The organism is Desulfuromonas sp. CSMB_57 (assembly GCF_020194955.2).
GTDB lineage: Bacteria > Desulfobacterota > Desulfuromonadia > Desulfuromonadales > Syntrophotaleaceae > JAFCIY02.
Window position 1 is genome coordinate 131,423 of sequence record NZ_JAFCIY020000001.1, and the last position, 26,672, is coordinate 158,094.

A 26,672-nucleotide genomic window follows, 5' to 3' on the forward strand; every position below is an offset into this window, starting at 1 on the left:
TTCCCTCATTCTCAATTCTTTGTAACCCGGACACCCGCCAAGGGTCAAGAATCCTCCCGGCAACTCCAGGCTGGTTCAGCCGGTTAGGTCCGCCGCCTCTCCGCGCAGTGCCTGGATAGGGTTGTGCTGCAACAGACGATCCTTGACCGCCAGAGTGGTGACCGGAGCATGGGAGTGGCGGGCGAACAGCAGGTCGTGTCCCAGACAGAGTCCCATGGCGATATTCAGGTCGGTGCCGGCAGCCTGCAGGGCCAGGGCCTGGCCGATCGGATTGCAGGAAACACCTCGATCCCCCGGTACCAGCGCCTCTGCCGGCAAGCGGCAGAGCTTGCAGTCGACCCGGACAACCTCGAAACTTTCTGCCAGCAGGGCTTCAAGTCGACAAGCCTCAGCCCGGAGGGCCACGCAGTGGGCAAGGCCCAGGCGCCGCCAGCCGGCGGCATCGGCGAAGCGTATCAGTTCTTCAAGGCGATTCAGGCCACGGCCCTTGGCCGCGGAGGCCAGAGCCATGAGTTGCAGATCGTCGTCCCGGTAGGCCGCCAGGCAGGCGTGTTGCTCCTCGCTGAGGGTGACGGAGCTTTGGGCGGGGGTGAGCATGTTCGTCTCCATGATGCGGGTGGCCGGCCAAGCGGGCCGCGCGGCCGGTGCCGGCGATCCAGGTCGGCAGGTTAGTTGTTCAGATAGAATTCCACCGTGGATACTACCCGGACGGTTTTTTCCATTTGATTTTCTTCCATGAAGCCCGGCGCCTGATCCCGCGGCAGGATGACGAAGACCCCCTGGCTGGCGCGGCGAATGGCGCCCAGGCGGCTGGCGGAATCCTGGGCGAACTGCTGGGCGGCTTGGCGGGCATTGGCTGTGGCTTCGGCGATCATCTCCGGTTTCAAATCGTTGAGCCGGGTAAAGAGGTAGGTGGGACCACCGCTGGCGGCGAGCACCACGCCCGCGGCAACCAGATCTCCCACGTCCTGGCTGGCCTGGCGAATCCGCTCCGGCTCGGTGCTGCGCACCATCAGGGTCTGGGCAATGATGTAGCGGCTTTCGACCGGGCCGCTGCGATAGGGATCGGCGAGCCGATCGGTCACCTCCAGGGCCTGGAGTTCGGCCGACGCGGCCGGCAGACCATGGCTTTCCAGAAAGGCCAGGACCTTGGCGCGACTGTCCCGGATGGCTGTTTGGGCCCGGTTCAGGTCATCATCGGTGGCCACGAAGCGCAGCGGCCAGAAAGCCGTATCGGCAGTGACGCTGCGCTCGGCGACCCCCTTGACGGTCACGAAGCGCTCGACGGAACGGCCCCGGTAAAATCCGTGTCCGACTAGCCAGCCGCCGGCGGTCAGACCCAGGGCCAGAAGCAGGGCGGCAATGATGCGGGAAGGTTGTTCCATGGCTCCATCTCCTTTGTGCGGTATGGTCAGTCGATGTGTTGCAGAATGACGAACCTGCGGTACAGCCAGCCTCCGGCATAGAAGGTGATGCCGACCACCACCAGGCAACCGATGCGCATCAGCGGGGCGGCCCGGTCAAGATCGAAGAACACCAGCTTGACGGCAGAAAGGGCAAATACCAGCAGGGAAGATTGGCCCAGAAGACGATCCCGCCGGATGCCGGCCAGGGCCAGGCAGGCCAGGGCCAAAACACCCCATGCCAGGGATATGGCCAAACGACTGTCAAAGATCTGGCTGGCGGCGGCCATGGCCGCCAGGTGCCCGAGGCTGAGCAGGGCGATGCCAAGGTGCGGCAACCTGGATTGCCGCTGACGGGCAAACAGGTATCCGGCGTATAGCGTCACGGTAAAGGCCGAGGTCAACAGGGGGCGTGCGGGGACCACCGGCAGGTGGCGGTTGGCAATGGCTGCCAGAAAATTGACCGACCAGACCGATCCCAAGCCCGCCAGCAGCGGCCAGTCTCCGCTTTTGCTGTGGTGTGGCCAGCGCAGCCAACAGGCCGCCAGCGGCACGGCCAGCAAGGCGGCCCACGGCTGCCAGCGGGTCGGCAGCAGTACCAGGTAGCCGGAATGAAACAGGGCCATGGCGGCGTAAAAGCTGACCAACAGCCTGCCGCCGGGCAAAGGTACGCGCAGCGCCAGGCGCGGCACCAGGAACAGGATCCAGAAGGGCAGGATGCTTGCCAGGGCCAGCCATGCGGTCAGCCGCGGCAGGTGGCTGCCAAGGACACTGAACTGAAACAGGTAGAAAAGGGCTACCGCCGGCAGGTGGAACAGAGCTGCAGGAATATCCAGAGGACGTCGGTGGCGGAGAGTGAAGGCGGCGGTCCAGGTTGCGAACAGGGTTGCCTGACCGGCCTGCACCAGGCCAAGGGTCCGCCAATGCAAGGGGGCAACGATGTACCAGAGCAACTGAAATCCGAGCAGGCCCAGGTAGAGGGCCGCCAGGTAATAGCGACGTCGGCCGGTCCAGAGGGAAAACAGTCCGAAGCCGATGCCCCAGGCGCCGTAGAACAGGGCGATGCGCCCCAGATCGCGGGACCCGGAATGGAGCAGAAAGGGCGCGGAGTAGGAGCCCAGCACCGCAAACAAGGCATAGAGGTCGCTGGCAAATAAACGGCACAGCAGCAGGGAGCCGACGCAGACCACCAGAATGCCGGCACCCGTCGGCAACGGTCCGATGAGGTGGTAGTGCAGATGGGCAGCATATAGGGTCAGAAACAAAATGACCATGCCGGCGGCCGGCAGCAGGCCGGCGTAACCGCGGTCGTTTCGGCGCAGTGCCAAACCGGTGGCGATGAGGGAACCGGCACCCAGCACCGCCAGGGCGAGTTGCCGTAGGGGCGTCAACCAGCCCGTATCCACCGCCAGCTTGATCAGGTAGGCCGCGGCCAGCACCAGCAGCATGGCGCCGCACCAGCCCAGCAGCCCGGTGACGGGATTGCCGCGGTGCTTCGGTGAAGCATCCGGTGTCTCCGGTGTCGCCGGCGGGCTGAAGGTAAACCGGGGTTCCTCGGCCGGCGGCGGCAGGCAGGTCATGCCCAAATGGTCTTCTATCTGCTGAAGTCGCTTCTCCAGGGTGTCCAGCCGTTTATGTACATCGTCCATCAAATCCCTCCGGGAAGATTGACTGGCGCCCGAAACTGACGCCGATACCGGCGTCTGCGCCGCATAAAACAACGCCCGTGGGTGTTTCAAGCAGCAATTGGCGGGCCGGCCGGGCAAGGGACCATTTTCCACCCTGACTCCCTGTATAGTCAAGCCGGCCCGGTCGAATTTTTGAATATTTTTCAGCTGCTCAGTCCGGTATCGCGTTGGTAACGCAAAGAACATGCCTGCCAGACCGGCAGTCGGGCCCGCCGGCCGGCAGGGGCAGGCTGGCCTGGATTTCGCATGGAGTCAAGGGCGCCATTTTGTTCGTCCGGTTAGTGGCCAAAAAGGTTTTCGGCGCGCCTTCGGGGATGTGGCGGACGGGAATTTTTCGCAGGGAGAGCAGACTGATATGGATTTTGCCAGCAATATCGAAGAGGCCGTCAGGGAAATTTTCGAAACCATGGTCGGGTTGGATATTCATGGCCTGACCGAGGCCGATCCACCGCAGAGTTCGGCCGCTTCCCTGACCGGCATGATCGGCCTGGCCGGAGAGCTGCAGGCGACCTTGCTCATCCATCTGCCCGAGCCGGTGGCGGTGGCGGTCACCAATGCCTTTCTCGGGCTCGACCTGCAGGCAGTGGACGAGGACGTTAAGGATGCAGTGGGCGAACTGGCCAATATGGTGGCCGGCGGCATCAAGTTCCGCTGCCCCGAGCAGGGCAAGGAGATCGAACTGTCGATTCCCTCGGTGGTATGGGGCAAAGGCTACAGTTGCGAGGCCACGGGTCGCTTCGAGTGCACGGCGCGAACTTTCGGCCTTGAGGCGGGCCCCTTGGTGGTTGAACTTCAGGTCAGAGTCTGAAATCAAGACGCCGTTCCCGGCGGAACGGCGTCTTGGGGTGCCGCGGTGTTACCATGTCTTCACTTGGTCGGTCAACGGGTGCGGGGCGGAATTGCACCCGTTTCGTCGGAGATGATGATTTCCACGCGCCGGTTCAGTTGGCGTCCGGCGGCGGTCGCGTTGGTGGCAACCGGGAAGGCCTTGCCGTAGCCGCGTATCTCGATGCGCTCGGCTTCTATGCCACGTGCCATGAGGGCTTCCCGAACCGCGTTGGCGCGCCGTTCGGACAGGCGCAGGTTATACTGGTCCGACCCGACGCTGTCGGTGAACCCTTCGACCATGACCCGGCGTTCCGGATACTTTTTCATGAAGGCCGCCAGTTTGTCGACGGCTACCAGTCCGGCCGGTTTCAGGTTGGCTTTGTCGAAATCAAAAACCACCGCACCCAGGGTGACGACCATGCCGCGTTCTGCCTTGACGGCCTCCATTTCGGCCAGTTCGCGGGCCAGTTGGTCGGCTTTTTCCTGGGCCGTTCTGGCTTCCAGCATGGCCTGTTCCGCAGCCAATCGCTGAGCTTCGGCTTCCTGGCCGGCCAGCAGGGCCGCCTGGCGTTGCGCTTCCAGTTCCTCCATGGCCTGCATGGCCGCCGCTCTCTGGGCTTCCGCTTCCTCCATGGCTTTCATGGCCGCGGCTCTTTCGGCTTCGGCCTGTTGCCGGGCCAGGGTGGCTTCGGCGGCCCGGGCTTCAAGCAGCACCCGGTTGCGTTCCTCACTGGCCTGGGCGATGGCGGCCTCGGCCATTTTCTGATTGCCGATCTCCTGGGCGATGGCCGCATGCTGCTTGGCGAGGTAGGCGTGGTGTTCCACGGCCGCCAATTCGCCTTTCTGCTGGAACAACTCGTCGGCCTTGCTCAGCTGCATTTCCGCTTTTTTCAGCTCCAGGGGTGCCGAGCGTACGACAGTGGGGTTGGCCTGGGCGGCCTGGAAGGCGGCGCGGGCTTCGTCCAGGGCCGGATTGGTGGTCGCCGTCGGGGCACAGGCGGCGAGGCTCAGGCCAAAGGCCAGCAGAAGCAGTGCCGACAGCCGAGCCGGGAATTTTTTCTGTATGTTCATGGACATGATGACCTCCTGGAAAGTCGATGGCGGTTATTGGGGGCGACTGCGCCGGATTTCTTCCCGCATCACTTCGATGCTCTTCTGCAGTTCATCCACGGCCTTTTGCGACTTGGCGGTGGCCGATTTGGATTCCGCCAGCTTGGCATCCAGTTCCGCCTGTTCCAGCAGGCGCTGGGCGCCGGTGTAGTCGCGGGCCTGCAGAGCCGCCTTGGACTGTTCGATCTTGTCCCGGGCCAGTTTCAGTTCCAGCGGCGCGTATTCATAGGCGCCGGCGCCGGAGGCCCTCTCAACCGCCGAACTGGCCAGGGCCATTTCGCTGGTTGGCGGCTGCATGGTTGGTGCGCAGGCTGTTACAGCCAATAGCCCCAAAGCCGGGAAAAGCACTCCTCGGAATACTCTCTTGTTCATGTTTGCCTCCGTCTGACAATGTTTGTGATTTCCCGGGATGGTGAGTGGCCGAACTTCCCCTTCCTTTACGACAAACATTCTGGCCAATCCCCGGAGTCTCCACGAAACTGCTGCATACCTTGTAAGGCTAGCACGAAAACTCGGTTTTTCAATACGGCACGATGATGAATTTCCAACCTTGAGAATGCAGAACAGGGTCAGAACTTCCTGTCATTTCAAGAGAGAAGGCGGTAGTTATTCCTTCTCAACTCCTTCGGTTAAAGTATTAGGACTGTTGGCCTGGTTCTGCCACTGCAGAAAAAAGGGTTTGCTGGCTTCACCGAAATACAGGGAGCGATGGGGAAAGGGGATCTCGATGCCGTGTTCGTCAAAGGCCATTTTGACCCGGCGCAGGAACTCGCGGCCCACCATCCACTGGCGGATGGGTTTGGTCTTGATGCGACCCTTGATGACTACGGCCGAATCGGCGAACTGGTTGACGCCCATGATTTCCGGCGGCGCGATGATCAAGGGGCCGAAGTCCGGGTCCGCCTGCATGCGGTCCAGAACCTCCTGCAGCACCCCTATCACCCGGTCGGTATTTTCCTTGTAGGCCACGCCGATATCGAACACGTAGGCCGACCATTCCTGGGTCATGTTGCTCAAGGTGGTGATGGTGCCATTGGGAAAGACATGCACCACCCCCGCCTGATCGCGCAGCACCAGGGTCCGGAAGTTGACCTTTTCCACCATTCCGCCGGTACCGTTGATGATGGCGACGTCGCCGACCCGGACCTGGTTTTCCAGGATCATGAAAAATCCGGCTATGACGTCACGAACCAGGTTCTGGGCGCCAAAGCCGATGGCCAGACCGAGAATCCCGGCACCGGCCAGGATCGGTCCGATTTCCACCCCGATTTCCTTGAGGATGATGAGGCTGATGATGGCCCAGAGGGTCAGGCCGATGCCCTGCCGGATCAGCCGGACCAGGGTTTCCACGCGCTTGGCGGATTCCGTCGGCGGTTCGCCTTCGGCTTGACCTTTGCTGATCAGGCGGCGTTCCATTCTTTTCAGGACCTGGGTGGAGATGCGTGCTGCCAACCAGCCGAAAGCGAGGATGATCAAGATGCGAAAACCGGTGAAGATAAGGGTTTCCCAGCGGATGTTGGTGGCGAATTCTTGGAACAGGTTCATGGTGGCTTTTGTCTCCTTTCATCAACGTTGCATTGTGGGACCCGAACCTTTGCTCCCCTCCGGACGGCATGGTTCAGTAGCTGTACTGCAAGCCCATGGTGAGATCGAAGTCGGTTCGCTTGATACCCGTCTTGGGATGACTGTCATGTTCGATAATGCTGGCCAGGCGCAAGGCCCAACCGTAGGACAGGGGGGTTTTGACGGCGGCTTCATTGCGCAGGGTGAACTGTCCCAGACGGGCCAGGCTCGGATAGATCAGCAATTGTTCGGAAAAACTCAGGTTGTTGCTGAAAGCATAACGGAAATGTCCGGCCAGTCGGCCGGACGCCCAGGACTGATCCGGGCCGCTCTGATGTTTTTCATGGAAAAATGCCACGCCTGTCTCCACGGCCAGAGCGCTGCGGGGCGTATCCCAGAACTGATAGCCGGTGCCGGGGCCGATGGCCGAGCGCAGTTCCAGGTTCTTGAAGGTATCGTAGAGCAGTTCGGCGCTCAGATAGGGATAGAAGCGGGGCGTGAGAAAGTAGTCGTAACGCAGGTTGGCATAGGCATTGCGGGTGGTCACCTGACCTTCGGTCTCGGCGTACTTGCCGACCAGGCCCAGGACGAAACGGTGCGGCAGATCCCGGCGACTGGCATTGATGCCGGCGGAAAAACCGATTTTATCGGAATTGCCGCCCTTCAGGCTGGCGCCGAAGGTCAAATCGCCGGCCCAGACCTTGGCCGGAACGGGTTCGGGGTTGATGGCGCGGATCATGGCCAGGTCAAATCGCCGCTCCTCATGGCTGGACAGATGCGCGGCGGGGGTGCGTTCGGCACTGATCGGGCCGTTGTGTTCGGCGCCGTTGGTCAGGCGGATCAGCAAAGGCGTTTCGGAGGTCAGACTTTGGATATGTCCACGCGGGATGGTCAGGCGGCCGGCCAGTTCGCTGTCGAAAACCAGTTGTTCCTGATCGAGGCGAACGATGGTTCCGGTCAGTTGGTCGCCGTTCACCAACCGGATCTGAGCGGCGTGCACCGCCGGCAGGATGGCCAGCAGCCATAGGGCAAGCACCAGGGTGATCCGGGCTGCGCCGGAAGCAGGGAGGCCAAGGCCGGTGCGGAAGCGGGGCAGAGGAAAACAGGACATGATAACTCGGCAGCAATGCAGGGCATGGATGAAGTTCGGAGATAATCCGGAACAACTATAACGAAAAAAGTCTCGGATGTAAAAATGTCGCCGGGCTGCCACGAAGGGCCGTTCAGGCCGCTCCGGCGAATTTCTGCAGCAACCCGGGAATGGCCGCCGGGGAGACCGGGCGGCTGAACAGGTAGCCCTGGCCAATCTGGCATTTGAGGCGGGTCAGAAAGGACAGTTGTTTTTCCGTTTCGATGCCTTCGGCGACGGTTTTCAACCCGAAACTTCCGGCCAGGGCCAGAATCGAGGTGACCAGCTTGACATCGCCGGTATTGAAGGGCAGTTCGCGGACAAAGGAACGATCGATCTTGAGTTTGCTCAAGGGCAGGTTGCGCAGGTACTTGAGGGAAGAATAGCCGATACCGAAATCATCCAGGGCGAATTGTATCCCCAGTTGCTTCAGTCGATGCATGGTGGCGATGGCCCGGTCGACGTTTTCCATGATGGCGCTTTCGGTGATTTCCAGTTCCAGGTTGATCGGATCGAGTCCGGAGCTCTGCAGGATGTGGATGACCCGATCGGCAAAGTCCGCCTGAGCGAATTGCCGGGCGGAGATATTGACGGCGATCTGCAGGTTGGGCCCGCCCTGCTGGTGCCATCTGACACCCTGTTCGCAGGCCTCCTTCAGAATCCATTCGCCCAGAGGGACGATCAACCCGCTCTCTTCCGCGCGTTGAATGAACATTCCGGGTGGCACGCAGGTTGTGGACTCCCCCCAGCGGACCAGGGATTCCAGGCCGATGAGCCGTTGCGTACGCAGATCGATCTGGGGTTGGAATTCCAGGAAAAATTCATTGCGATCGAGTCCCCGGCGCAGCAGTTCCTCGAGAAAAAAGGCCTGATCGACCTGGTGTTTCATGCTGCGGCAGTATATCTGGAATTGATTGCCGCCGCGCCGTTTGGCTTCGTACATGGCGATGTCCGCCTGGCGCAGCAGTTCGTTGCCGTCTTCGCCGCCGATGAAGGATTGGGCGACGCCGATGCTCGACGAAAGGTGCATGGTGTGACCGATGGCCTGGAAGGGGTCACGGAAGATGGCCAGCAATTTTTCCGCCAGATGGCCGGCATCGTCGAATTTCTTCAGTTCCTCGCAGATGATGACAAATTCATCGCCGCTCAAGCGGCTGACCGTATCGGTTTCCCGCAGCACCCCCTGAAGCCGCTGGGCGACCTGGCAGAGAATCATGTCGCCTACTTCATGCCCTAGGGAATCATTGATTTTCTTGAACCGGTCCAGGTCCAAAAACAATATCGCAAGACCCCGTTTGAAGCGACGGGCCTTGCTGATGGCCTGCTCCAGGCGGTCCATCAGCAACGCCCGGTTGGGCAGCCCGGTAAGGGTGTCGTGATGGGCCAGTTTCTGCAGTCGCTGCTCAGCCTGTTTGACGGCCGTCAGGTCCCGGACCCGCAGCGCGACGCGCACGGGCATGGAATTGTTTTTTGTCAGGGGGAAGGCTTGGAGTTCCAGGTGCCCGAAGAGTGGGTGGGCGATTTCCCGGATTGCTGCCCGATGATGGAGCAGCACTTCCTGGAACAGGCAGTCCTGACCGGGACAGGCGGTGCCGGAGCAGAAGGTTTGACAGAAAGGAACGGTCTGCAGGGCAGGTTCGGCCAAGTTCCGGCCGATGCCTTGAAAATTGGCGTGAACGACTTTCCCGGTTTCGTCGAGAATGGCACAAAAATCGGGGATGGTGTCGAAAAACAGCTGAAAAATTTCCGAAGGCACGATGGGGGCACCTGATTTGAGGTCCGTCTGTGGTTTTTGAAACAGCTTCGGGAACCGTTACTCGGATCCTGCGAACGGGGTGGCGGCGAAGGGACCCAAAACAGTCCGCAACAACATAACAGATCGCGGTGATGGACCGCAATGGCAAGCTCGTTGCCAGCCGGCAAATTATGATCGAATCGCCCACATTTTCGGCGCCGGAAACGGAGCCAATGCGGCTCAAGGAATAGGAATAGTCCTAAACGCCTGACCGCAAAGCCGTTGCCAAGCAGGGGCAAATAGTCTATTTAATATCCATCGTGGGCATTCCCATTGTTTAGAATTTCCCACTTTTGGTCTTTTTCCGGTACCAACGGCTCAGTAAAGAGGTGATGAACATGATCGACAGTACGCGCCTGGCCGCAGAATTCGCCCGTCTGGCCGCCATTGCCAGCCCATCCTGGCGGGAGGGCCGGATTGCCCGTTATCTCATGGAACGGCTGCAGAGACTGGGTTTCACGGTGCGGGAGGACGATGCCGGTGGCCGAGCCGGGGGGGAAAGCGGCAACCTGATCGCCACCCTGCCGGCCCGGGGTCGGGAATGTGCCTCGCTGCTGCTGTCCGCGCATATGGATACGGTTGAACCGGCCGACGGGGTGCAACCGGTGTTGCGGGACGGGGTGTTTACCAGCGCCGGGGACACCATCCTGGGTGCGGATGACAAGGCCGGACTGGCGGAGATCATCGAAGCCCTGGAAGTGGTGCGTGAGCAGGGTATCGCCCATGGGCCCCTCGAGGTGGTCATTACCATCTGCGAGGAGCAGGGATTGCTCGGCGCCAAATTGCTCGATTACGGTCAGTTGCAGTCCCGTCGGGGACTGGCGTTGGATACCTCGGGAACGGACCGGCTGATCAACACCGCCCCGGGCGCCAACAAAATGCGTTTCACCATCACCGGCCGCGAGTCCCATGCGGGCATCTCGCCGGAAGCCGGCATATCGGCGATCCAGGTTGCCGCCCGGGCCGTGGCCGTCATGCGCCTGGGTCGTATCGACCATGAGACTACGGCCAATATCGGTACCATTCACGGCGGCCAGGCGACCAATATCATTCCCCGCCAAGTGGTGTTGGAAGGGGAGGCCCGCAGCCATGATCCGGCCAAGCTGGCCGCCCAGACCGAGCACATGATCGCCTGTTTTGCCGAGGCGGCCGCGGCGGCGAGCCGGGACATCGACGGCGAGCCGGTCGAAGTCCGGGTCGATCAGCAGGTTGTAAGCGACTATCCGCGCATGGCTGTCGGCCGGGATTCGGCCATCGTCACCCTGGTGCAGCAGGCAGCCGGGCGCCTGGGGCGCGATATGGAGCTGTGCGACGGTGGCGGCGGCAGCGATGCCAACATCTTCAATGCTTATGGCATCGAAACCGTCATCCTCGGTACCGGCATGAACCGGGTTCATTCCGTCGACGAATGGGTGCGGGTCAGCGATATGGAACGGGTCGCCGAACTGCTGGTCGAGGTTATCCGCTCGGCCTGAGGTCCAGCGTTTTTTCCAACGGATGCCCATGCCGACCAAGACGCCCGCCTGCGGTTGGGGAGAACCCCGACCCATCGACAGCCTGCTGCCGGAACTGCGCCGCTGCCTGGCCGGGGGGCCGGCAGCGGTATTGCAGGCGGCCCCCGGTGCCGGCAAGACCACCCGGGTGCCCCTGGCCTTGCTCCATGAGCCCTGGCTGGCCGGGCAGCGCATCGTCATGCTCGAACCGCGGCGCCTGGCGGCCAGCAACGCGGCGCGCTACATGGCGGCCTGCCTCGGCGAAGAGGTCGGTGGCACCGTCGGTTATGCCATCCGCTTTGAACGGCGCATTTCCGCCGCGACGCGCATCGAGGTGCTGACCGAGGGGTTGCTGACCCGCCGCCTGCAGGAGGACCCGGCATTGAGCGGTGTCGGCCTGGTGATCTTCGATGAATTCCACGAGCGCAACCTGCATTCGGACCTGGCCCTGGCCCTGTGCCGCGATGCTCAGCTCGGGCTGCGCGAGGATCTGCGGCTGCTGGTCATGTCCGCCACCCTGGACGGCGAACCGGTGGCCCGTCTGCTGGGGGATGCCCCTTTGCTCAGCTGCCCGGGGCGCAGCCATCCGGTGGAGATCTCCTATTTTCCCCAGGAGCCGCGCGGTCCGCTGTCCGAGGTGACGGCCAGGGCGGTACGCCGGGCGCTGGCCGAGACGGAGGGTGACATCCTCGTGTTCCTGCCGGGCGTGGCGGAAATTCGCGCCTGCCAGGAGTTGCTGACGACCGAGCCGGGACCCGGACAGCCGTTGCTTTGTCCCCTGTATGGCGATTTACCCTTCGCCGCCCAGGAACAGGCCCTGTTGCCGGGCCGGCAACGCAAGGTGGTGCTGGCCACCAACATCGCCGAGACCAGTCTGACCATCGAAGGGGTCCGAGTGGTGGTGGACAGCGGTTTCATGCGCCGCATGCGCTTTGAGCCGGCCACCGGATTGCCGCGGCTGGCCACCGTCCGCATTACGGCGGCCAATGCCGCCCAGCGGGCCGGTCGGGCCGGGCGTCTCGGCCCGGGGCGGTGCTACCGTTTGTGGACGGAGGCGGCACAGGGCAGCTTACGGCCCTTCGATACGCCCCAGATCCGCACCGCCGATCTGGCGCCCCTGGCCTTGGAACTGGCCCGCTGGGGCGTCCGTCAGGCGGACTCCCTGGCCTGGCTGGATGCGCCGCCCGATGGTGCCCTGGCCGGGGCCCGTACCCTGTTGCGGCAACTCGGGGCTCTGGATGACCAAAACCGGCTCACCAACTCCGGCGCCGCCATGGCGGATTGGCCGGCGCATCCGCGCCTGGCCGCACTGCTGGCTGCCGCCGACAAAGAGGATAAAGCACTGGCCTGCGATCTGACGGCGCTGCTGGAGGAGCGGGATATTTCCCGCCATGCAGGCGGCCCGCCGTCGACCACGGACAGCGATGTGCTGGAGCGGTTGGCCGCCCTGGTCTCCTGGCGCCGAACCGGACGGGCGCCGACCGGGACCGATCCCGGTGCCCTGCGGGCCGTGGCACGGGCCGCCGGACAATGGCGGCGACGTTTACGGGTTCCCGTCGGGGCCGAACCGCAATTGGACGCGCCGACCATCGGCCGCCTGCTGTTGGCCGCCTATCCCGATCGCCTGGCCCGCGAACGGATGCCGGGCAGCGGCCGCTACCTGATGGCCGGCGGCCAGGGGGGCCGGCTCAGTCCGCGCAGCGGGGTGCGCGGCGCGCCTTTATTGGTGGCGGTGGGTTTCAGCGGCGGCCGGGAGGCCGACGGCAACATCTACCTGGCCAGTGCCGTAAGTCGGGAACTGGTCGAGGAACTGTTTGCCCATCGCCTGGCCTGGCAGCGTCAGGTGGTTTGGGACGGCAGCCAGGAGCGGGTGGTGGCCAGGGAGGTGCGATGCCTCGGCACCTTGCTCCTGGCCGAACGGCCCGCCGTGGCCGGAGCCGATGAAGTCACGGCGGCCCTGCTGGACGGTATCCGGCAGTTGGGATTGGAGGCGTTGCCCTGGAACGATGCGGCTATCCAACTGTGCCGACGGGTGAATCTGCTGGCCCGACTCTTTCCGGATGAGGGTTGGCCGGAGTGTTCCTTTGCGGGACTGCTGGCGGAGATGGACTGCTGGCTGCCGCCGGGGCTGACGGGATTGCGCAGCCGCGCCGACCTGGCCCGCATCGACCTGGCGGAATTGTTGACGGCGCGTCTGGATGGGCGCCAGCGCCACCGCCTCGGGCAACTGGCTCCTACCCACCTGCCGGTGCCGAGCGGCCACCGGGTGGCCATCGATTATCAGGAGGAAGGACACCCGGTGCTGGCCGTAAAGTTGCAGGAGCTGTTCGGGTTGGCGGCAACGCCCCGTATCGCCGAGGACCGTGTCCCCCTGCAGGTGCATCTGCTGTCTCCGGCCCGGCGGCCCATCGCCGTGACCCAGGACCTGGCCAGTTTCTGGAACCATGGTTATCCCGAGGTGCGGCGGGAACTGCGCGGCCGCTATCCCAAACACCCCTGGCCCGAAGACCCCTGGCGTGCCGTCCCGACCCGGGCGTCGCGCCCTCGCTAGCTGCCGAAACCCCGGAGCCTCCATGTCCCAGCAGTCCCTGTATACCCGCTCCTTCTGTGCCATGGCTTTGGCCAACTTTGCCACCACGGCCAGTTTCGGCGCCTTTTTCCTGTTTCCCATATTCATCGCCCACCGGGGCGGATCCCGGGCCGACATCGGCATCATCATGGGGGTGTTTACCCTGGCCGCCACCCTGTGCCGGCCCTGGGTGGCGGAACTCATCGACCGCATCGGGCGCCGGCGCAGTTACACCCTCGGCTCCCTGCTCATGGTGGTCATGCCGTTCAGTTATCTGCTGCTGGCAGGCCCTTTGACCGCCCTGTCCCTGCCGCTCCTCGGCCTGCGCATCGTCCACGGCGTCGGCCTGGCTCTGTGCTTTACCGCCGCCTTTACCTACGTGGCCGACATCGTGCCTGCCGAGCGGCTCAATGAAGGCATCGGCCTGTTCGGGATTTCCGGCCTCATCGGTCTGGCGGTCGGTCCCGCCGTCGCCGAGATGGCCCTTGCCCTGCGCGGGTTCACGGCGTTTTTCTTAGCGGCCGCAGGTCTGGCTTTCATCGGCCTGCTGGCTCATCTGCCCCTGCGTGAAACCTTGCCCGATGGCGGGGAACAGGGCGCCAGGCTGTCCTTTTACCGTGTTTTGCGCCGGCGCAAGATTTTGTTGGTGGGAATTCTGGCGGTGTTGTTCGGTTTCGGCCAGGCCGGGGCCGGCAGTTTCGTCGCCCCCCTGGCGGAAGAACGGCATATCCATCTGGTTTCCATGTTTTTTCTCGCCTATTCCCTGGCCGCCATCGTGGTACGTCTGGCAGGCGGGCGTCTGGCCGACCGGGTCGGCGAACGGCGCATCATTCCCTATGCCCTGGTGATTACCGGCGGCGGCTTGTTGTCCGTAGCCCTGGCCCATGGGACCTGGCCGCTGGCCTGTGCCGGAGCCGTTGCCGGGACCGGACACGGTTTGCTGTTTCCGGCCCTCAACTCCCTTGCGGTGCGGGATGAACCGGCCGCCATTCGCGGCAAGATTACCGGAATCTACACCGGGGCTCTGGATGGCGGTAATTTCGCCGGGTCGGTAGTGCTCGGCTTTATCGGTCAGTGGGCCGGTCTGCCCGCTCTGTTTCTGGCCGCCGGCCTGGCCCTGCTGCTGGGTCTGCCGGTGCTGGCCTGGGAGCGTTCCAGTCGGACCGGATAATTGCTTGACATTCGGGCATCCGTACCTATCATGAGCCTGTTCCCTTTCGCTCCATCCATACCCTGTTCGTGACAGAACAACCAAGGAGTTAAAATGTCCGCCAAACTGCTTGAAGGAAAGGCGGTGGCCGATGCCGTGCTGCAGGACGTAGCCCGGCGTGTCGCCGTTTTGAAGGAAAAGGGCGTCACCCCCGGTCTCGGCACCATTCTGGTCGGTGATGACGGACCCAGTATCAGCTACGTCAACAAAAAGCACGAGGCCTGCAAATCCGTCGGCATCGCCTCCTTTCACATCGAGATCCCGGCCAGCGCCGGTCAGGCCGATCTGCTGGCGGCGGTGCGGGATTTCAATGACAGTCCCGAGGTGGATGCCTATATCATCCAGCATCCGCTGCCCAAAGGTTTCGATTTCAATCAAGCCCTGGCCATGATGGATCCACGCAAGGATGCCGACGGTCTGCATCCGGTCAATCTCGGCAAACTGGTGCTGCAGGAAAAAGGTCCGGTGCCCTGTACGCCGGCCGGCATCCGCGCCATGCTCAAGCATTACGACATCGCCATCGAAGGGCGCGAGGTGGTGGTGGTCGGCCGCGGGCCGACCCTCGGGCGTCCTCTGGCCCTGCTGCTGACCCTCAAACAGCCCTATGCCAATGCCGCCGTGACCGTGGTCCATTCCGGCATCAAGGATCTCGGCGCTTACACCCGGCGGGCCGATATCGTCATTGCCGCCGCCGGCGTTCCGGGCATCGTTACGCCCGACATGGTGCGGCCCGGCGCGGTGGTCATCAGCGGCGGCCTGTCCTGGGAAGGACGCAAACTGCTGCCCGATGTCGATGAAGCCGTCGGTGACGTGGCCGGCTGGATCACTCCGCGCCTTGGCGGCGTCGGTCCGACCACCGTCGCCATGCTGCTGCAGAACACCGTCGAGGCCGCGGAGCACCGCGGCTGAGGGGGATTTGGGCTTCGTTTGAATAAAAGGCGCCCCATCGCATAGGCAGTGGGGTGCCTTTTTTTATGCAGCACAGGTCGTCGTCGGTACCTTGGACGAGGTGCTCTGGGGCCCGGAGGAACTCCGGTGCGGACGCAGTGGGCCCCAATGAAATATCCATGCAGTCCACGCTGTCCCTCATGTCCACCTGGCCTATTTGATAGCATTCATGTGGATCTACAGGAACACCGTTTATATTTTCTGAGAGGTTCTTTCCTCCTGGTTAGCGGCAGCCCATGGCGGCTTGCGGTTTCTTTGAGGTGGCCAAGGCATGTCGAGAAAAGGGTCGGTACGGAATGAGCGCATTAATTTTTGTCGGATTGGCAGTATAAAAGTCTAAAAGGCACCAATCTGTGAACGTTTGGCGAATTTGAAACAGCTTATTTGGTGTGAATATATTAAAAAACAGGACGAAAATCGCCCCAAAATATTATTCAATGCTAAAAATGGCTCGGATTTGCTCTGTTGTAGAAGTAGAACTTGTTAATTTAAAGTTTTATTTAATTATAAATAAAATTTTAAAATTTAATTTATGAAAAATTGACTATTTTATTGAATTTTGCTCATTTGCGGCAGATCACGACCTTGGAAAGTGATTATTTTCGCGATGTCTAATGATGAAGAACTTTGATTTCTTTGGACCAGGCCTCCTGAAAGAGGCCGTTGAATTCAACCTTCGGGAGTAGTGATGAGCTTTATATATAAATATACACTGGCCTGTCTCTTGGTCGGCATCCTGTCAGGCTGCACCAAGGTACCGCTACCGGAACGATTCGATGCCGTACCGATTCGCGAGCAAACGGAAGATTTGGCCCTGGACATCGCCGACGTCCGAAACCTGCCGCAGGACCTTACCGCCTACCTGGATCCGGCCAAGGCCGACACGCCGCTGCTGAATGCCGCGACCCAGCAGCTTTTCGCTGCCAAAGTGGTGGAAAATCTGCTGGCCCCCTGGCGCGATTCCTGGCGTCCCAGGCCGGCGTCGGAAGCTTTTGTGATGTTGACCACCCTACAGAAGAAGAAATTCTATGGCAGCAACCGGCGGCCCATAACCGTTGAAGAGGTCGCGGATCTGCAGCGACTCTGCGATGTGGAGGGGTATCCGAGCCTGGATGTGCGGGCCATAACCCTGCAGCCTGCGGAAATGCGGGGGCTGCCGACCCGGCGGCCGGCGTTTTACGATTTTCGGATCGCCGGACAGGGTTTTCCCTTCGATCATCTGCAGTTTTCCACCTTGCCGGGCAATACCCCGGTTCGGGTCATCCATCGCTCGACGGATGGTCTGTGGCTGTTTGTCGAAGGCCCCGATTTTGACGGTTGGCTGCCTGCGGAAACGGTAGCGCCGGTTGACCGGGAGTTGATGGCAACTTTTCGTCACAGCGCCTGGCGCGTGGTGCTTGAGGATGGGGTCGCCGTCATGGATGCCGGCGGTCGGGTTTTGACCCGCACTGCTATCGGCAATCTCTGGCCCCGCGCCGAGGGGGACAAGGTCTGGCTGGCGGTGCGCGGCATCCATGGGCGGGCTGCGCTGCAAGCCGTGCCGTTGTCCCCGTCCGTGGCCAAGCCCTTTCCAGTGCCACTGACCTCCCGGAACCTGGCCGAGTTGGGCAATCGCATGCTGGGGCATCCCTATGGTTGGGGCGGCTTGTTTGGCGATCGGGATTGTTCCGCCACCCTTCAGGACCTGTATTTGCCTTTCGGGTTGCCCATCGGTCGAAACTCTACACAGCAGTCCCGAGCCGGAAAAATTGTGTCCCTAAAAGGATTGTCGCCGGCCGAGCGGGAACGCCGGTTGCTGGAAAAGGGGCGACCGTGGCTGACCCTGGTCTGGATGCAGGGTCACGTCATGCTATACTTGGGACCCTACCAGGGACGGGCGGCCCTGATGCATACCCTGTGGGCGGTGCGCACCAGGGATGCCCAAGGGCAGGAGGGGCGCCATTTTGTGGGACGGACGGTAGTAACGACCTTGCAACCCGGGCGGGAATTGCCCGAGATAGCCGTGCCGGAAGGAGATTTGAGAACCAGGATGAAGCGCCTCGTCATGTTGGGAACGATGCCGGAAAAACCATAATCCGCGTTTGGGGTTTGGGTGAAATCGGGCTGCTTTCGGGTCCGTAGGGGGCCTTTGCCCGGTCGGTAATGGGCTTGCCCTGGGAGCGTCCTGTGCCTGCTCTTGTTCTGCCCCGGTGCGGAGTGTTCCTTTTTGGCGCACCCCGGGCGGCAGGGAGCTTGGTTGGATAATTTTATAAATTTTTCAAGTATCTGAAATTAAACGTAAATTCTTAGAAATGAAAAACTTTTCCGAAAACTGGCAGCCCCTTTGCAAGCTGTATACGAAGATGATTTCATATCGGTTCCGCTAGGGACATTCCAATAGCTATGGTGTCGTTGCCAGTTCCAAAGGAGAAGAGACAATGGGCAAGAGCGTTGAAAATCCGAAAAAGTTCATCATTTCCTGCCGTATCAATGATTCTGAAATGCAGATCTTACAGGATCTGGCCAGAAAGGCCGGGATCAACATCTCCGACCTGATGCGGCAGAGCCTCATCAGTCTGGCCCAGGGACAGGCATGAGGAGCCCCGTTCTATTGACTTCCCTTGATTGAACTTTGGGCCGGTTGCCAGTGCGCCGGCCCAAGTTGTATGAGCAACCAGTCTCTTTGCTGTTTGTCTCCCTTCGGTCCGTTCCTTCCAAGCTCCTCCGTCATCCCTGGTTCGTCCACCTGAAAACCCTGTTTTTCCTTGACTTGAACAGCTGTTTTGCTAACGTAGCAGACTTGATTTTTTTCGGCACCTTTTCATTCAAAAGCCCGGATGGAAAGGACGAGTTTCCGGAAGGAAACTCCATAGCAGCTGGAGCGGGAGGAACGGAATGGATTACAAAGCGACCCTGAATCTGCCTGTCACGGATTTTCCCATGCGCGGCAACCTGCCGCAACGGGAGCCGGAAATCCTGGAACGCTGGCAGAACCTGGGCCTTTACCGGAAATTGGAAGAACTCGGCCGGGAATTGCCCAACTTTACCCTGCATGACGGCCCGCCCTATGCCAACGGCCATACCCATATCGGTCACGCCCTCAACAAGATTCTCAAGGATATCGTACTGAAAAGCCGCCGCATGGCCGGCTTTCATGCTCCCTACGTGCCCGGCTGGGACTGTCACGGGCTGCCCATCGAGTTAATGGTCGATAAGCAGTTGGGCGATCGCAAACGCTCCATGGACAAGGCGGAAATCCGTCAGGAATGCCGCAGCTACGCCAGCAAGTGGGTCGCCATCCAGAGCGGCGAATTCGAACGTCTCGGGGTGCTGGGAGAGTGGGACCGGCCCTATCTGACCATGTCTCACCACTATGAAGCAGCCACTGCCCGGGAATTGGCCCGCTTTGCCGAACGCGGCGGCCTGTACAAGGGGAAAAAGCCGATCCATTGGTGCAGTTGCTGCGTCACCGCCCTGGCCGAGGCCGAGGTCGAATATGCCGACCACAGTTCGCCGTCCATCTACGTGAAGTTCCCCTTTGCCGACGAGCTGCCGGCAGAACTGGCGGAACTCGGCGGGCGGCCCCTGTCCTTCGTCATCTGGACCACCACACCCTGGACCATCCCGGCCAATCTGGCGGTCTGTCTCAACCCGAACCTGCCCTATGCCGTGGTCGAGGTCGGCGCAGAGTTGCTGGTGCTGGCCGAAGGCCTGGTGCCGGCGGTGATGAAGGAGATCGGACAATCGGAATACCGGGTCGTGACCACTTTTTCCGCTTCCATCTTCGAGGGCAAGGACTGCCGGCACCCTCTCTATGAACGGGCGTCGCGGCTGATCCTGGGCGATCACGTCACCCTCGAGGCCGGGACCGGTTGCGTTCATACCGCTCCGGGGCACGGGCAGGAGGACTATGCCGTCGGGCTCAGCTACGGGCTGGAGGTCTACAATCCGGTGGACGATCACGGCCGCTTTTACCCGGATGTGGAGTTTTTCGGCGGGCTGAAAATCGGTGAGGCCAACGGCGCCGTCAACGCCAAGTTGCGCGAGGTCGGGGCATTGCTGAAGGAAGGCACTGTCAGCCACAGTTATCCCCATTGCTGGCGCTGCAAAAAACCCGTTATCTTCCGCGCCACGGAGCAGTGGTTCATCTCCATGGAGGCCAACGACCTGCGCGCCAAGGCCCTGGCGCATATCAACGATGTGCAGTGGATTCCGCGCTGGGGCCGGGACCGGATCTACGGCATGGTCGAGAACCGTCCCGACTGGTGCATCAGCCGCCAGCGCAGCTGGGGGGTGCCCATCACGACCTTCTACTGCGTCCGCTGCGGGGAAGCCCTGGCCGATGCCCGGGTCATGCACCATGTGGCCGATCTGTTCGAAGCGGGCGGCAGCGATATCTGGTTCACCCGCGAGGCCCGGGAGCTGATGCCTGACGGCGTGACCTGCCCCGCCTGCGGCAGCGATGATTTCCGCAAGGAAATGGACATCCTCGATGTCTGGTTCGATTCCGGCGTGTCCCATGCGGCGGTGCTGGAGCGACGCGACTATCTCAAATGGCCGGCGGATCTGTATCTCGAAGGCAGCGACCAGCATCGCGGCTGGTTCCATTCCAGCCTGCTGGCTTCCGTCGGCACCCGCGATGCCACCCCCTATCGGGCGGTGCTGACCCATGGCTTCGTGGTGGACGGGCAGGGCAAGAAGATGTCCAAGTCCGTCGGCAATGTGGTCGCCCCGGAAGAAGTCATCAAGCAGTTTGGAGCGGAAATCCTGCGACTCTGGGTTGCCGCCCAGGACTATCGGGATGATATCCGCATCAGCAAGGAGATCCTGCAGCGCCTCACCGATGCCTATCGACGCATTCGCAACACGGCGCGCTACATCCTCGGCAATCTGAGCGATTTCGATCCCGAGCGGGACATGGTGGCGGATGAGGACCTGTTGGAAATCGACCGATGGGCCCTGGCCAAGCTGGAGGAACTCATTGGGCGGGTGGAACGCTCCTACCAGGAATACGAGTTCCATGTGCTCTATCACGCCGTACACAACTTCTGTAGCGTCGAGATGAGCGCCTTCTATCTCGACGTCCTCAAGGACCGACTCTACGCTTCGGCGGCGGGCAGCCGGCTGCGTTGCAGCGCCCAGACCGCCATGTATCGCATTCTCGAGGCCCTGACCCGGCTTATCGCCCCGGTATTGTCCTTCACCGCCGAGGAGATCTGGAGCCATCTGCCCGGTCGGCGCGAGGAAAGCGTGCATCTGGCGCGGTTTCCCGAGTTTGTCGGCAGTTATCGCGATGCTGAACTGGAAGAGCGCTTCGAGGAGTTGCTGACGGTTCGGTCGGACGTGGCCAAGGCATTGGAGTTGGCCCGCAACGACAAGATCATCGGCCATTCCCTGGATGCGAGGGTGTTGTTGGCGGTGCCGGAGGGACCCTGGCGGATCTTGCTGGACCGCTACCGCGAGGACCTGGCGGCCATGTTCATCGTTTCCCAGGTGGACCTGGTGGCGGCAGTAGACGGCGGCAGGTCTGCCGAAAACGTGCCGGGGATGCAAGTCGGGGTGGAGAAGGCCCAGGGTGACAAGTGCGAACGATGCTGGAACTATTCGACGACGGTCGGCGACAGTGTCGATCATCCCACGGTCTGCGCCCGTTGCCGCGGCGTATTGGAGGTTTGATGCGCCGGGTTTCCTACCGCCTGCTGGTGCTGGTGTCCGCAGCCGTGTTGCTGCTCGATCAGCTCACCAAGGAGATCATCATCCGGAATCTGGAGCTGTACGAGGCTCTGCCGATACTGCCGAACTTTTTCCACATCACCCATGTGCGCAACCAGGGGGCGGCCTTCGGCATCCTGGCCAACCACGCCCTGCGCCTGCCGGTGCTGCTCGGCGCCTCGCTGCTGGCGGTGGTCGGTATCTGCTGGTATTACCGGCAGTTTCCACCGGAACGGAGTTGGCTGCGGTGGGGCCTCAGTTTGATCCTGGGGGGCGCCGTGGGCAATATGATCGACCGGTTGCGCTTCGGCGCGGTCATTGATTTTCTGGATGTGCACTGGTATCAGTATCATTGGCCGGCCTTCAATGTCGCCGACAGCGCCATAACCATCGGGGTGGTGCTGTTGCTGGTGGATTGCTGGCGGCCGGGCCACCAAGGCACGGCATCCTGAAGCCTATAACAAGGCGAGGCGGCCGGTACCTGGGTACCGGCCGCCTTTTTAATGGCTGGTCAGGGCGGCGTACCAGGCCAGGATCACGAGCAACAGGCTGGTGAGTCCCAATAGACGGCCGAGCAGGGGGTTGGGCAAGGTGTGTGCAAGTCTTGGCGCCGCCATGGCGCCGAGCAGCAAGCCGGCCAAAAAGCCGCACAGATGGGCACCCAGGTCGGTCTGCTCACCGGAGGTACCCAGCAGCCCCAACAGGGCCAGGCCGGACAGCAGCGGCAGGAGCCAGGTGCGGCCGCTGCTCTGCTTCATTTCCGGCAACCGCAGTGCCGCCAGGATGCCTACTGTAGCGAACACGGCAGTAGACGCCCCGACGGAACTATGGTGCAGGGGTTGCAGCAGGCTGTTGCCGGCATTGCCCAGCGTACCGCCGACCAGGATCAGCAGCCAGGCCGGTCCGTTGCCGAGGCGCCGACAGAGGCAGAACGCGAACACTCCGCCGATGAGCAGATTGCCCGCCAGATGCTGGCCGTCGCTGTGCAGGGTCAGGGCCGTGAGCAGCCGCCACCATTGGCCGTCGCGAATGGCGGCGACGGAGGCGGCCCCCTGTCGCAGCCAGATCCAGGGTGCGCCGGGCAGAACGAAGAGATCGAGACGGATCAGGTTGTGAAACAGGGCCAGGGCCGCCAGCACCGTGGCGGTGGGCCAGGCATCGGCCGCTGCCGAAGGGATGGCGGATACCGGCGGCCAGTCGCGGTTTTCCACCTCGAATAATTGCAGTTCCAACAAGGCCGAATCATAATCCGGCTCGCGGACAAAGAGCCGCCAGCCCCTGGCCAGGGGTGTGAATTGGCTGGACAGCCCGCGGGCCTGCAGGGTCAGTTGCCAGGCCCGGGCCCGCTCCGCGGACAGGGGGCGACGCAGTTCCGCCCTGACCCGGTGTGGGTCAATCTCGACCCAGTCCGACATCTCTGCATCTGGCCCATCTGGAAGATCGACGCTGTATTCTGCGTCGATGGCGGCCCGCCGGTAACTATCCTCATTCATATCCGCTTCCATCGCCCGGAATGCCTGAAAGGAAGCCCATATGGGCGAAAAACTTGAGAAACGCTACTTCATTTGCCCTCGCCGCGATATCTCCTATCTGCGATTCCTCCTCGAAGCCTATGACGGGTTGGCGTTTTTTCGCACCCTTGAGCCTGCTACCGGTCTGGTGGAGGTCATCTATCCCGGGTCCCGCCATCGCGATGCCGAGGATTTGCTGAGGGCCTTGGAAAAAGAACTGCAGCTGCGTCCCTGCGCTCCCCCCGCCGCATATTTGCTGCCCCCCATCTAGAGCCCCGTGCGATGAGTCCTGCCTTCAAATCCCGCCCTTTTGGTTGTTGGCTGCGTTCCGTCTTCTCGGCTCAACTCTGGCTAGGCCTGGGGCGCCGCGTCTTGCCGGCAACCAAACTCTCTCAGAATTTCCGGAGACGACTAACCGTGTGGGATCCTATCCTGACCTGACCTGCCGGCTGTCGCCGATAGGTCTTGCGGAAAGGAGTTTTTTGATCAATCGGTATTGTGCAATGCGATGGACCAGGTCTCCGGCCGGGCCAGGTTTTTCATAAAAAGGGTGAAGGGGAGCTCCTGCCCAGGCTCTACTTGTCGACTCTCGGTTCTGAACAGCCGGTTCTTCCAATGAGTGGAGGTCTCCATGGGAAGGGTATCGATAGCGATTTCGTCATCGAAGACAATGCGGAAATATAGGCAAAGACCATCCATTCTGCCTCTTCGGACGATTTTTTTCGTTTGGGTCAAGGAGGTCGGAAAATCAGCCTGAAAGTCTTCTGCATTCATGTCAAAGGCCAGTATTGGTTCAGGGTTGGCGAGCAGGGCATTGATTGAGTGAGGTGGAATATTAGTGAAGCCATAGTCCTTCAGTTTGTACGGCTGGATGATAGGATCGTTTTTGAGCCGTCTAAAATCAATTCCGTGAAGATGCTGTTCCCAGATAAAAGGCACACGATAGGTTTCTTTCAATGAAACAGGTTCAATATAAAGTTCGAATTTTCCAGGTAGAATGATTCCATCCTTCTTTAAAATCCTTTCTTTCAAATCAAGTATATTTTCCAGCATATCCTCTTCGAAAAGATCATCACCAACCTGTTCGTGCAGGATGACGTCAACATTTTCAATGGGATTAAAAGAGAAACTGCTTTCTTTAATAAATTCGATTTTGTCAATATTGTTGAGGATGGCAATTTTTTTCGCAACTTCGATGAATTCCGAATGGTCAATGGCATATATTTTTTCTGGATTCTGCTGCGCGGCAAACAAGGACAAGATACCTGTTCCGGTGCCAAGGTCGAGCACGATGTCCCCAGGTTTTACATAACGTTTGATCGCTTGATGATAGCTGTCGACCCGGATAGTGTCGGCTACCATGATTTCATGTTCCTGAAGATCGCTGAAGTCTTTGGCGTTTTGGAGGGAATAGAGGGTTTTGGCAATCCATTTTCGCGATTTCAGGAATTGAATGCCCAAGAGTAGAAAGCGCCGGAAAAATCTCTTGCAAGTTGTTAACATGTAAGGGATCTCCGTATTTGGGGGATGAAATCGAAATTGGAGCTTCGACCATGAAACATGGTTGCGGACCTAATCAAGATTATACATAAATTTACCTGGGGTGCATTTCAGAAAGGCTTGCATCGCCTGATGGTTACGGTAGGCTTGTTGTCGTATGGAAGAATTTTAGCCTATGACTATGAACAGTCTGCCAGTCGCGTCATGCGGGAAAGGAACAACAAATGGCCAAGGTACTGTGCATCATCGCCAGCCCTCGAGATGAATCCTGGTCAAGTCGGCTAGCCGATGGTTTTTTGACGACCTATCGCCAACTCCACCCCCAGGACAGCATTGAAATGCTGGATCTGTTCTCTGCCGACATACCGCCCTTTACGGCGCCCCAGGCGGCAGCCAAATATGCTGTTCTGGGCGGTCAGGAACCCCGGGATCGGGCCCAGGCCGCCTGGGTCGAAGTGATACGCACTATCGAGCATTTCAAAAGTTTCGACAAGTATGTTCTGGCCTCGCCCATGTGGAACTTCAGCATCCCTTATCGGCTCAAACAGTATCTCGATGTCATCGTACAGCCCGGCCTGACGTTCAAATTTGTTCCGGAGCAGGGTTATGTCGGACTGGTCACGGGGCGTCCCCTGCTGTTGCTCCTGGCGCGGGGAGGCACCTATGGTGCCGGCAATCCCTGTGAAACCATGGATTTCCAGGAGAGCTATCTGCGGGCCATCGCCGGCTTCATCGGCATCACCGACATCCATGCCGTGCGGGTGGAAAACACTTTAATGGAAACTCCCGAACAGGTTGAAGAAAGGCTGCAGGCAGCAATTCGAGAGGCCGGGCGGTTGGCCGAAAAGTTTGCCTGATGCCGTCCCGGTGACCAAGGATCCGGTTTGCTGCCTCAAGGTTACCAGGATCTTGGTCCCGGTCGGCCGCGCTGGCCCGGTTGCCGCCTGTCTTCCTGACTGGAGCGGCCATCATAGCTTGGCCGATTCTGCTGCTGAGGGCGATGCTCCGGTTGGCGCTGCATCTGGCGGTTATCGCCTCCCGTCTGCTGGCGCCAGTTCTGTTGCTGGAAGCTTTGGTCCTGTTGGGGGGCCGCCGGTTGACGGGGATGCCCATCCTGCTGTGGCTGGTTCTGCTGAATGGGCTGTTCCTGTCGGCGGAACCTCTGCTGGTCACCTCGTCCATCCTGTTGCGGCCAAGTTTGCTGCCGGAAGGGATCCTCCTGGCGGTTTCCGGGATTTTGCGTGCCGCGGCCGTCCGGTCGCGGACGCTCAAGCTGCCGCGGCGGGCCGTCCTGGCGATGGGGGCCGATATGGCGGATACGATCATCCCGGCGCCAACGAGTGTCGGTCGCCGGACGCGGTTGGGTCGCCGGACGGCTTGGCGTCGGGCGTAGAACGCGGATCTCGTTGTGGCGGTGAGTCCGGGGGTGCCAGGATGGCGGTTGGTACCGATACGGCGGCCGGACGATGACCCGCTCCCGCAGCGCCCGCGGATGGCGACGGTAAAAGGTCCGTCCATCCAGATAATGGGTCCCGTAATAACGGTGGCCGCTACGATGGATATAGCTGAAGCTGAGGTAGATGTTGTACGGGTAATAGGGAGTATACAAACCGGCCGGGAAGTAGTAGTAACGCTCCGGATAATACCCCGGATAATAGTAATACTGATCGAGGTAGGCCTGCACCGGAGGCGCCGCAGGGTAGGTTTCTGCTTGTGGTACCGCCAAGTCTTCATCCAGATCATCGCTCACGATCTGCCAGGAACCGTCCGGTTGCCTGCAAGCCGTACCGTATCCCTGCTCTTCCCGCCCGCCGATGATGATGGTGGTGACGAATTCGCGACAAGGTTGACCCTGGTCGTCATCATAGGTGGCGATGGGCATGACCACCCCCGAGCGCCCGGTGTCGGGATTGACCCAGTCAGAAGCCTGGTTGCTCGGATTGTTTTCCAGGGCATATTGGAAGGTATCGTACATGGCCTGTTGTTCCGGCGCATCCAGGCCGTTATATGGCTGCGCCAGGCTGCCGGTTGTACCGGCCAGGATGACAGTCAGAACCGTCAATATGGAAATCATCCCTTTCATTTTCGCTCTCCTCGTCGCCAGATGAACCTGCCCGCCGCCCCGCCGGACATCCTGCTCCATGGCCGGTTCGGCGTGGGGCCATTGGCACAGGCCGGTTGTTTTTCGGATTGCCTGTCATGCCTGTATTTTTGGTTTTTCGACGAATATCCCA

22 protein-coding genes are annotated in these 26,672 nt (G+C 60.9%); 11 read left to right on the forward strand and 11 right to left on the reverse strand.

What is annotated here, in order from left to right; genetic code table 11:
- Window positions 1-75 precede the first annotated feature (75 nt).
- From JQN68_RS00565 to JQN68_RS00575, 3 genes are all read right to left on the reverse strand, one after another.
- Complete coding sequence (locus tag JQN68_RS00565) at window positions 76-597, reverse strand: DUF1847 domain-containing protein (protein ID WP_225071198.1); 522 nt, start codon at window positions 595-597, stop codon at window positions 76-78.
- Window positions 598-668: 71 nt separating this feature from the next.
- A complete protein-coding gene (locus JQN68_RS00570; RefSeq protein ID WP_225071199.1) occupies window positions 669-1,385 on the reverse strand; it encodes an SIMPL domain-containing protein in 717 nt (238 codons plus the stop codon).
- 26 nt (window positions 1,386-1,411) lie between these two features.
- Window positions 1,412-3,052, reverse strand: a complete 1,641-nt coding sequence (locus JQN68_RS00575; protein WP_225071200.1) for a DUF2339 domain-containing protein — start codon at window positions 3,050-3,052, stop codon at window positions 1,412-1,414.
- A gap of 394 nt (window positions 3,053-3,446) precedes the next feature.
- Between JQN68_RS00575 and JQN68_RS00580 the strand changes: the two genes are divergently transcribed.
- Complete coding sequence (locus JQN68_RS00580) at window positions 3,447-3,899, forward strand: chemotaxis protein CheX (protein WP_225071201.1); 453 nt, start codon at window positions 3,447-3,449, stop codon at window positions 3,897-3,899.
- A 71-nt stretch (window positions 3,900-3,970) separates the two neighbouring features.
- On the opposite strand, the gene JQN68_RS00585 is transcribed toward JQN68_RS00580, so the two are convergent.
- From JQN68_RS00585 to JQN68_RS00605, 5 genes are all read right to left on the reverse strand, one after another.
- A complete protein-coding gene (locus JQN68_RS00585; protein ID WP_225071202.1) occupies window positions 3,971-4,996 on the reverse strand; it encodes an OmpA family protein in 1,026 nt (341 codons plus the stop codon).
- Between the two features lie 27 nt (window positions 4,997-5,023).
- Window positions 5,024-5,401 (reverse strand): DUF4398 domain-containing protein, encoded by a 378-nt coding sequence (locus tag JQN68_RS00590; protein WP_225071203.1) that lies wholly within the window; start codon window positions 5,399-5,401, stop codon window positions 5,024-5,026.
- 234 nt (window positions 5,402-5,635) lie between these two features.
- Complete coding sequence (locus JQN68_RS00595) at window positions 5,636-6,574, reverse strand: mechanosensitive ion channel family protein (RefSeq protein WP_225071204.1); 939 nt, start codon at window positions 6,572-6,574, stop codon at window positions 5,636-5,638.
- A 73-nt stretch (window positions 6,575-6,647) separates the two neighbouring features.
- On the reverse strand, window positions 6,648-7,703 hold the full coding sequence (locus tag JQN68_RS00600; protein WP_225071205.1) for a DUF481 domain-containing protein: 1,056 nt from the start codon (window positions 7,701-7,703) through the stop codon (window positions 6,648-6,650).
- Between the two features lie 112 nt (window positions 7,704-7,815).
- Complete coding sequence (locus JQN68_RS00605; RefSeq protein WP_225071206.1) at window positions 7,816-9,477, reverse strand: EAL domain-containing protein; 1,662 nt, start codon at window positions 9,475-9,477, stop codon at window positions 7,816-7,818.
- 377 nt (window positions 9,478-9,854) lie between these two features.
- Between JQN68_RS00605 and JQN68_RS00610 the strand changes: the two genes are divergently transcribed.
- The 8 genes from JQN68_RS00610 (at window position 9,855) to lspA (ending at window position 21,879) form a co-directional block, all read left to right on the forward strand.
- A complete protein-coding gene (locus JQN68_RS00610; RefSeq protein ID WP_225071207.1) occupies window positions 9,855-10,991 on the forward strand; it encodes a M20/M25/M40 family metallo-hydrolase in 1,137 nt (378 codons plus the stop codon).
- 28 nt (window positions 10,992-11,019) lie between these two features.
- On the forward strand, window positions 11,020-13,560 hold the full coding sequence (hrpB, locus tag JQN68_RS00615; RefSeq protein WP_225071208.1) for an ATP-dependent helicase HrpB: 2,541 nt from the start codon (window positions 11,020-11,022) through the stop codon (window positions 13,558-13,560).
- Window positions 13,561-13,582: 22 nt separating this feature from the next.
- Complete coding sequence (locus JQN68_RS00620; protein WP_225071209.1) at window positions 13,583-14,749, forward strand: MFS transporter; 1,167 nt, start codon at window positions 13,583-13,585, stop codon at window positions 14,747-14,749.
- Between the two features lie 93 nt (window positions 14,750-14,842).
- Window positions 14,843-15,697: a bifunctional 5,10-methylenetetrahydrofolate dehydrogenase/5,10-methenyltetrahydrofolate cyclohydrolase gene (locus tag JQN68_RS00625; RefSeq protein WP_225071210.1), complete on the forward strand. Its 855-nt coding sequence runs from the start codon at window positions 14,843-14,845 to the stop codon at window positions 15,695-15,697.
- A 727-nt stretch (window positions 15,698-16,424) separates the two neighbouring features.
- On the forward strand, window positions 16,425-17,810 hold the full coding sequence (locus tag JQN68_RS00630; protein ID WP_249620951.1) for a C40 family peptidase: 1,386 nt from the start codon (window positions 16,425-16,427) through the stop codon (window positions 17,808-17,810).
- 343 nt (window positions 17,811-18,153) lie between these two features.
- Window positions 18,154-18,312: a plasmid mobilization protein gene (locus tag JQN68_RS00635; RefSeq protein WP_225071212.1), complete on the forward strand. Its 159-nt coding sequence runs from the start codon at window positions 18,154-18,156 to the stop codon at window positions 18,310-18,312.
- Window positions 18,313-18,610: 298 nt separating this feature from the next.
- On the forward strand, window positions 18,611-21,391 hold the full coding sequence (ileS, locus tag JQN68_RS00640; protein WP_225071213.1) for an isoleucine--tRNA ligase: 2,781 nt from the start codon (window positions 18,611-18,613) through the stop codon (window positions 21,389-21,391).
- Window positions 21,391-21,879: a signal peptidase II gene (gene lspA, locus JQN68_RS00645; protein ID WP_225071214.1), complete on the forward strand. Its 489-nt coding sequence runs from the start codon at window positions 21,391-21,393 to the stop codon at window positions 21,877-21,879. The genes ileS and lspA overlap by 1 nt, the downstream gene beginning before the upstream one ends.
- 48 nt (window positions 21,880-21,927) lie before the next feature.
- Here the strand turns inward: lspA and JQN68_RS00650 are convergent, their stop codons facing one another.
- A complete protein-coding gene (locus JQN68_RS00650; RefSeq protein WP_225071215.1) occupies window positions 21,928-22,920 on the reverse strand; it encodes a rhomboid family intramembrane serine protease in 993 nt (330 codons plus the stop codon).
- A 40-nt stretch (window positions 22,921-22,960) separates the two neighbouring features.
- Here JQN68_RS00650 and JQN68_RS00655 point away from each other — a divergent pair, with 40 nt between their 5' ends.
- A complete protein-coding gene (locus tag JQN68_RS00655; protein ID WP_249620952.1) occupies window positions 22,961-23,209 on the forward strand; it encodes a DUF4911 domain-containing protein in 249 nt (82 codons plus the stop codon).
- Between the two features lie 215 nt (window positions 23,210-23,424).
- Here the strand turns inward: JQN68_RS00655 and JQN68_RS00660 are convergent, their stop codons facing one another.
- Window positions 23,425-24,441: a methyltransferase domain-containing protein gene (locus tag JQN68_RS00660; RefSeq protein ID WP_249620953.1), complete on the reverse strand. Its 1,017-nt coding sequence runs from the start codon at window positions 24,439-24,441 to the stop codon at window positions 23,425-23,427.
- Between the two features lie 221 nt (window positions 24,442-24,662).
- Here JQN68_RS00660 and JQN68_RS00665 point away from each other — a divergent pair, with 221 nt between their 5' ends.
- Entirely contained in the window at window positions 24,663-25,295 is a 633-nt protein-coding gene (locus tag JQN68_RS00665; protein ID WP_225071217.1) for an FMN-dependent NADH-azoreductase, read from the forward strand.
- 41 nt (window positions 25,296-25,336) lie between these two features.
- Here the strand turns inward: JQN68_RS00665 and JQN68_RS00670 are convergent, their stop codons facing one another.
- Entirely contained in the window at window positions 25,337-26,521 is a 1,185-nt protein-coding gene (locus JQN68_RS00670) for an RT0821/Lpp0805 family surface protein (protein ID WP_249620954.1), read from the reverse strand.
- Window positions 26,522-26,672 lie beyond the last annotated feature (151 nt).

Bases quoted from the DNA above. Each gene is read 5' to 3' on its own strand.
- JQN68_RS00590 (WP_225071203.1), bottom strand. From the start codon at position 5,401: ATGAACAAGAGAGTATTCCGAGGAGTGCTTTTCCCGGCTTTGGGGCTA.
- lspA (WP_225071214.1), top strand. From the start codon at position 21,391: ATGCGCCGGGTTTCCTACCGCCTGCTGGTGCTGGTGTCCGCAGCCGTG.
- JQN68_RS00670 (WP_249620954.1), bottom strand. From the start codon at position 26,521: ATGAAAGGGATGATTTCCATATTGACGGTTCTGACTGTCATCCTGGCC.
- JQN68_RS00580 (WP_225071201.1), top strand. From the start codon at position 3,447: ATGGATTTTGCCAGCAATATCGAAGAGGCCGTCAGGGAAATTTTCGAA.
- hrpB (WP_225071208.1), top strand. From the start codon at position 11,020: ATGCCGACCAAGACGCCCGCCTGCGGTTGGGGAGAACCCCGACCCATC.
- JQN68_RS00610 (WP_225071207.1), top strand. From the start codon at position 9,855: ATGATCGACAGTACGCGCCTGGCCGCAGAATTCGCCCGTCTGGCCGCC.
- JQN68_RS00575 (WP_225071200.1), bottom strand. From the start codon at position 3,052: ATGGACGATGTACATAAACGGCTGGACACCCTGGAGAAGCGACTTCAG.
- JQN68_RS00655 (WP_249620952.1), top strand. From the start codon at position 22,961: ATGGGCGAAAAACTTGAGAAACGCTACTTCATTTGCCCTCGCCGCGAT.
- JQN68_RS00630 (WP_249620951.1), top strand. From the start codon at position 16,425: ATGAGCTTTATATATAAATATACACTGGCCTGTCTCTTGGTCGGCATC.
- JQN68_RS00600 (WP_225071205.1), bottom strand. From the start codon at position 7,703: ATGTCCTGTTTTCCTCTGCCCCGCTTCCGCACCGGCCTTGGCCTCCCT.
- JQN68_RS00570 (WP_225071199.1), bottom strand. From the start codon at position 1,385: ATGGAACAACCTTCCCGCATCATTGCCGCCCTGCTTCTGGCCCTGGGT.
- JQN68_RS00665 (WP_225071217.1), top strand. From the start codon at position 24,663: ATGGCCAAGGTACTGTGCATCATCGCCAGCCCTCGAGATGAATCCTGG.
- JQN68_RS00620 (WP_225071209.1), top strand. From the start codon at position 13,583: ATGTCCCAGCAGTCCCTGTATACCCGCTCCTTCTGTGCCATGGCTTTG.
- JQN68_RS00585 (WP_225071202.1), bottom strand. From the start codon at position 4,996: ATGTCCATGAACATACAGAAAAAATTCCCGGCTCGGCTGTCGGCACTG.
- JQN68_RS00595 (WP_225071204.1), bottom strand. From the start codon at position 6,574: ATGAACCTGTTCCAAGAATTCGCCACCAACATCCGCTGGGAAACCCTT.
- ileS (WP_225071213.1), top strand. From the start codon at position 18,611: ATGGATTACAAAGCGACCCTGAATCTGCCTGTCACGGATTTTCCCATG.
- JQN68_RS00660 (WP_249620953.1), bottom strand. From the start codon at position 24,441: ATGTTAACAACTTGCAAGAGATTTTTCCGGCGCTTTCTACTCTTGGGC.
- JQN68_RS00565 (WP_225071198.1), bottom strand. From the start codon at position 597: ATGCTCACCCCCGCCCAAAGCTCCGTCACCCTCAGCGAGGAGCAACAC.
- JQN68_RS00625 (WP_225071210.1), top strand. From the start codon at position 14,843: ATGTCCGCCAAACTGCTTGAAGGAAAGGCGGTGGCCGATGCCGTGCTG.
- JQN68_RS00635 (WP_225071212.1), top strand. From the start codon at position 18,154: ATGGGCAAGAGCGTTGAAAATCCGAAAAAGTTCATCATTTCCTGCCGT.
- JQN68_RS00650 (WP_225071215.1), bottom strand. From the start codon at position 22,920: ATGAATGAGGATAGTTACCGGCGGGCCGCCATCGACGCAGAATACAGC.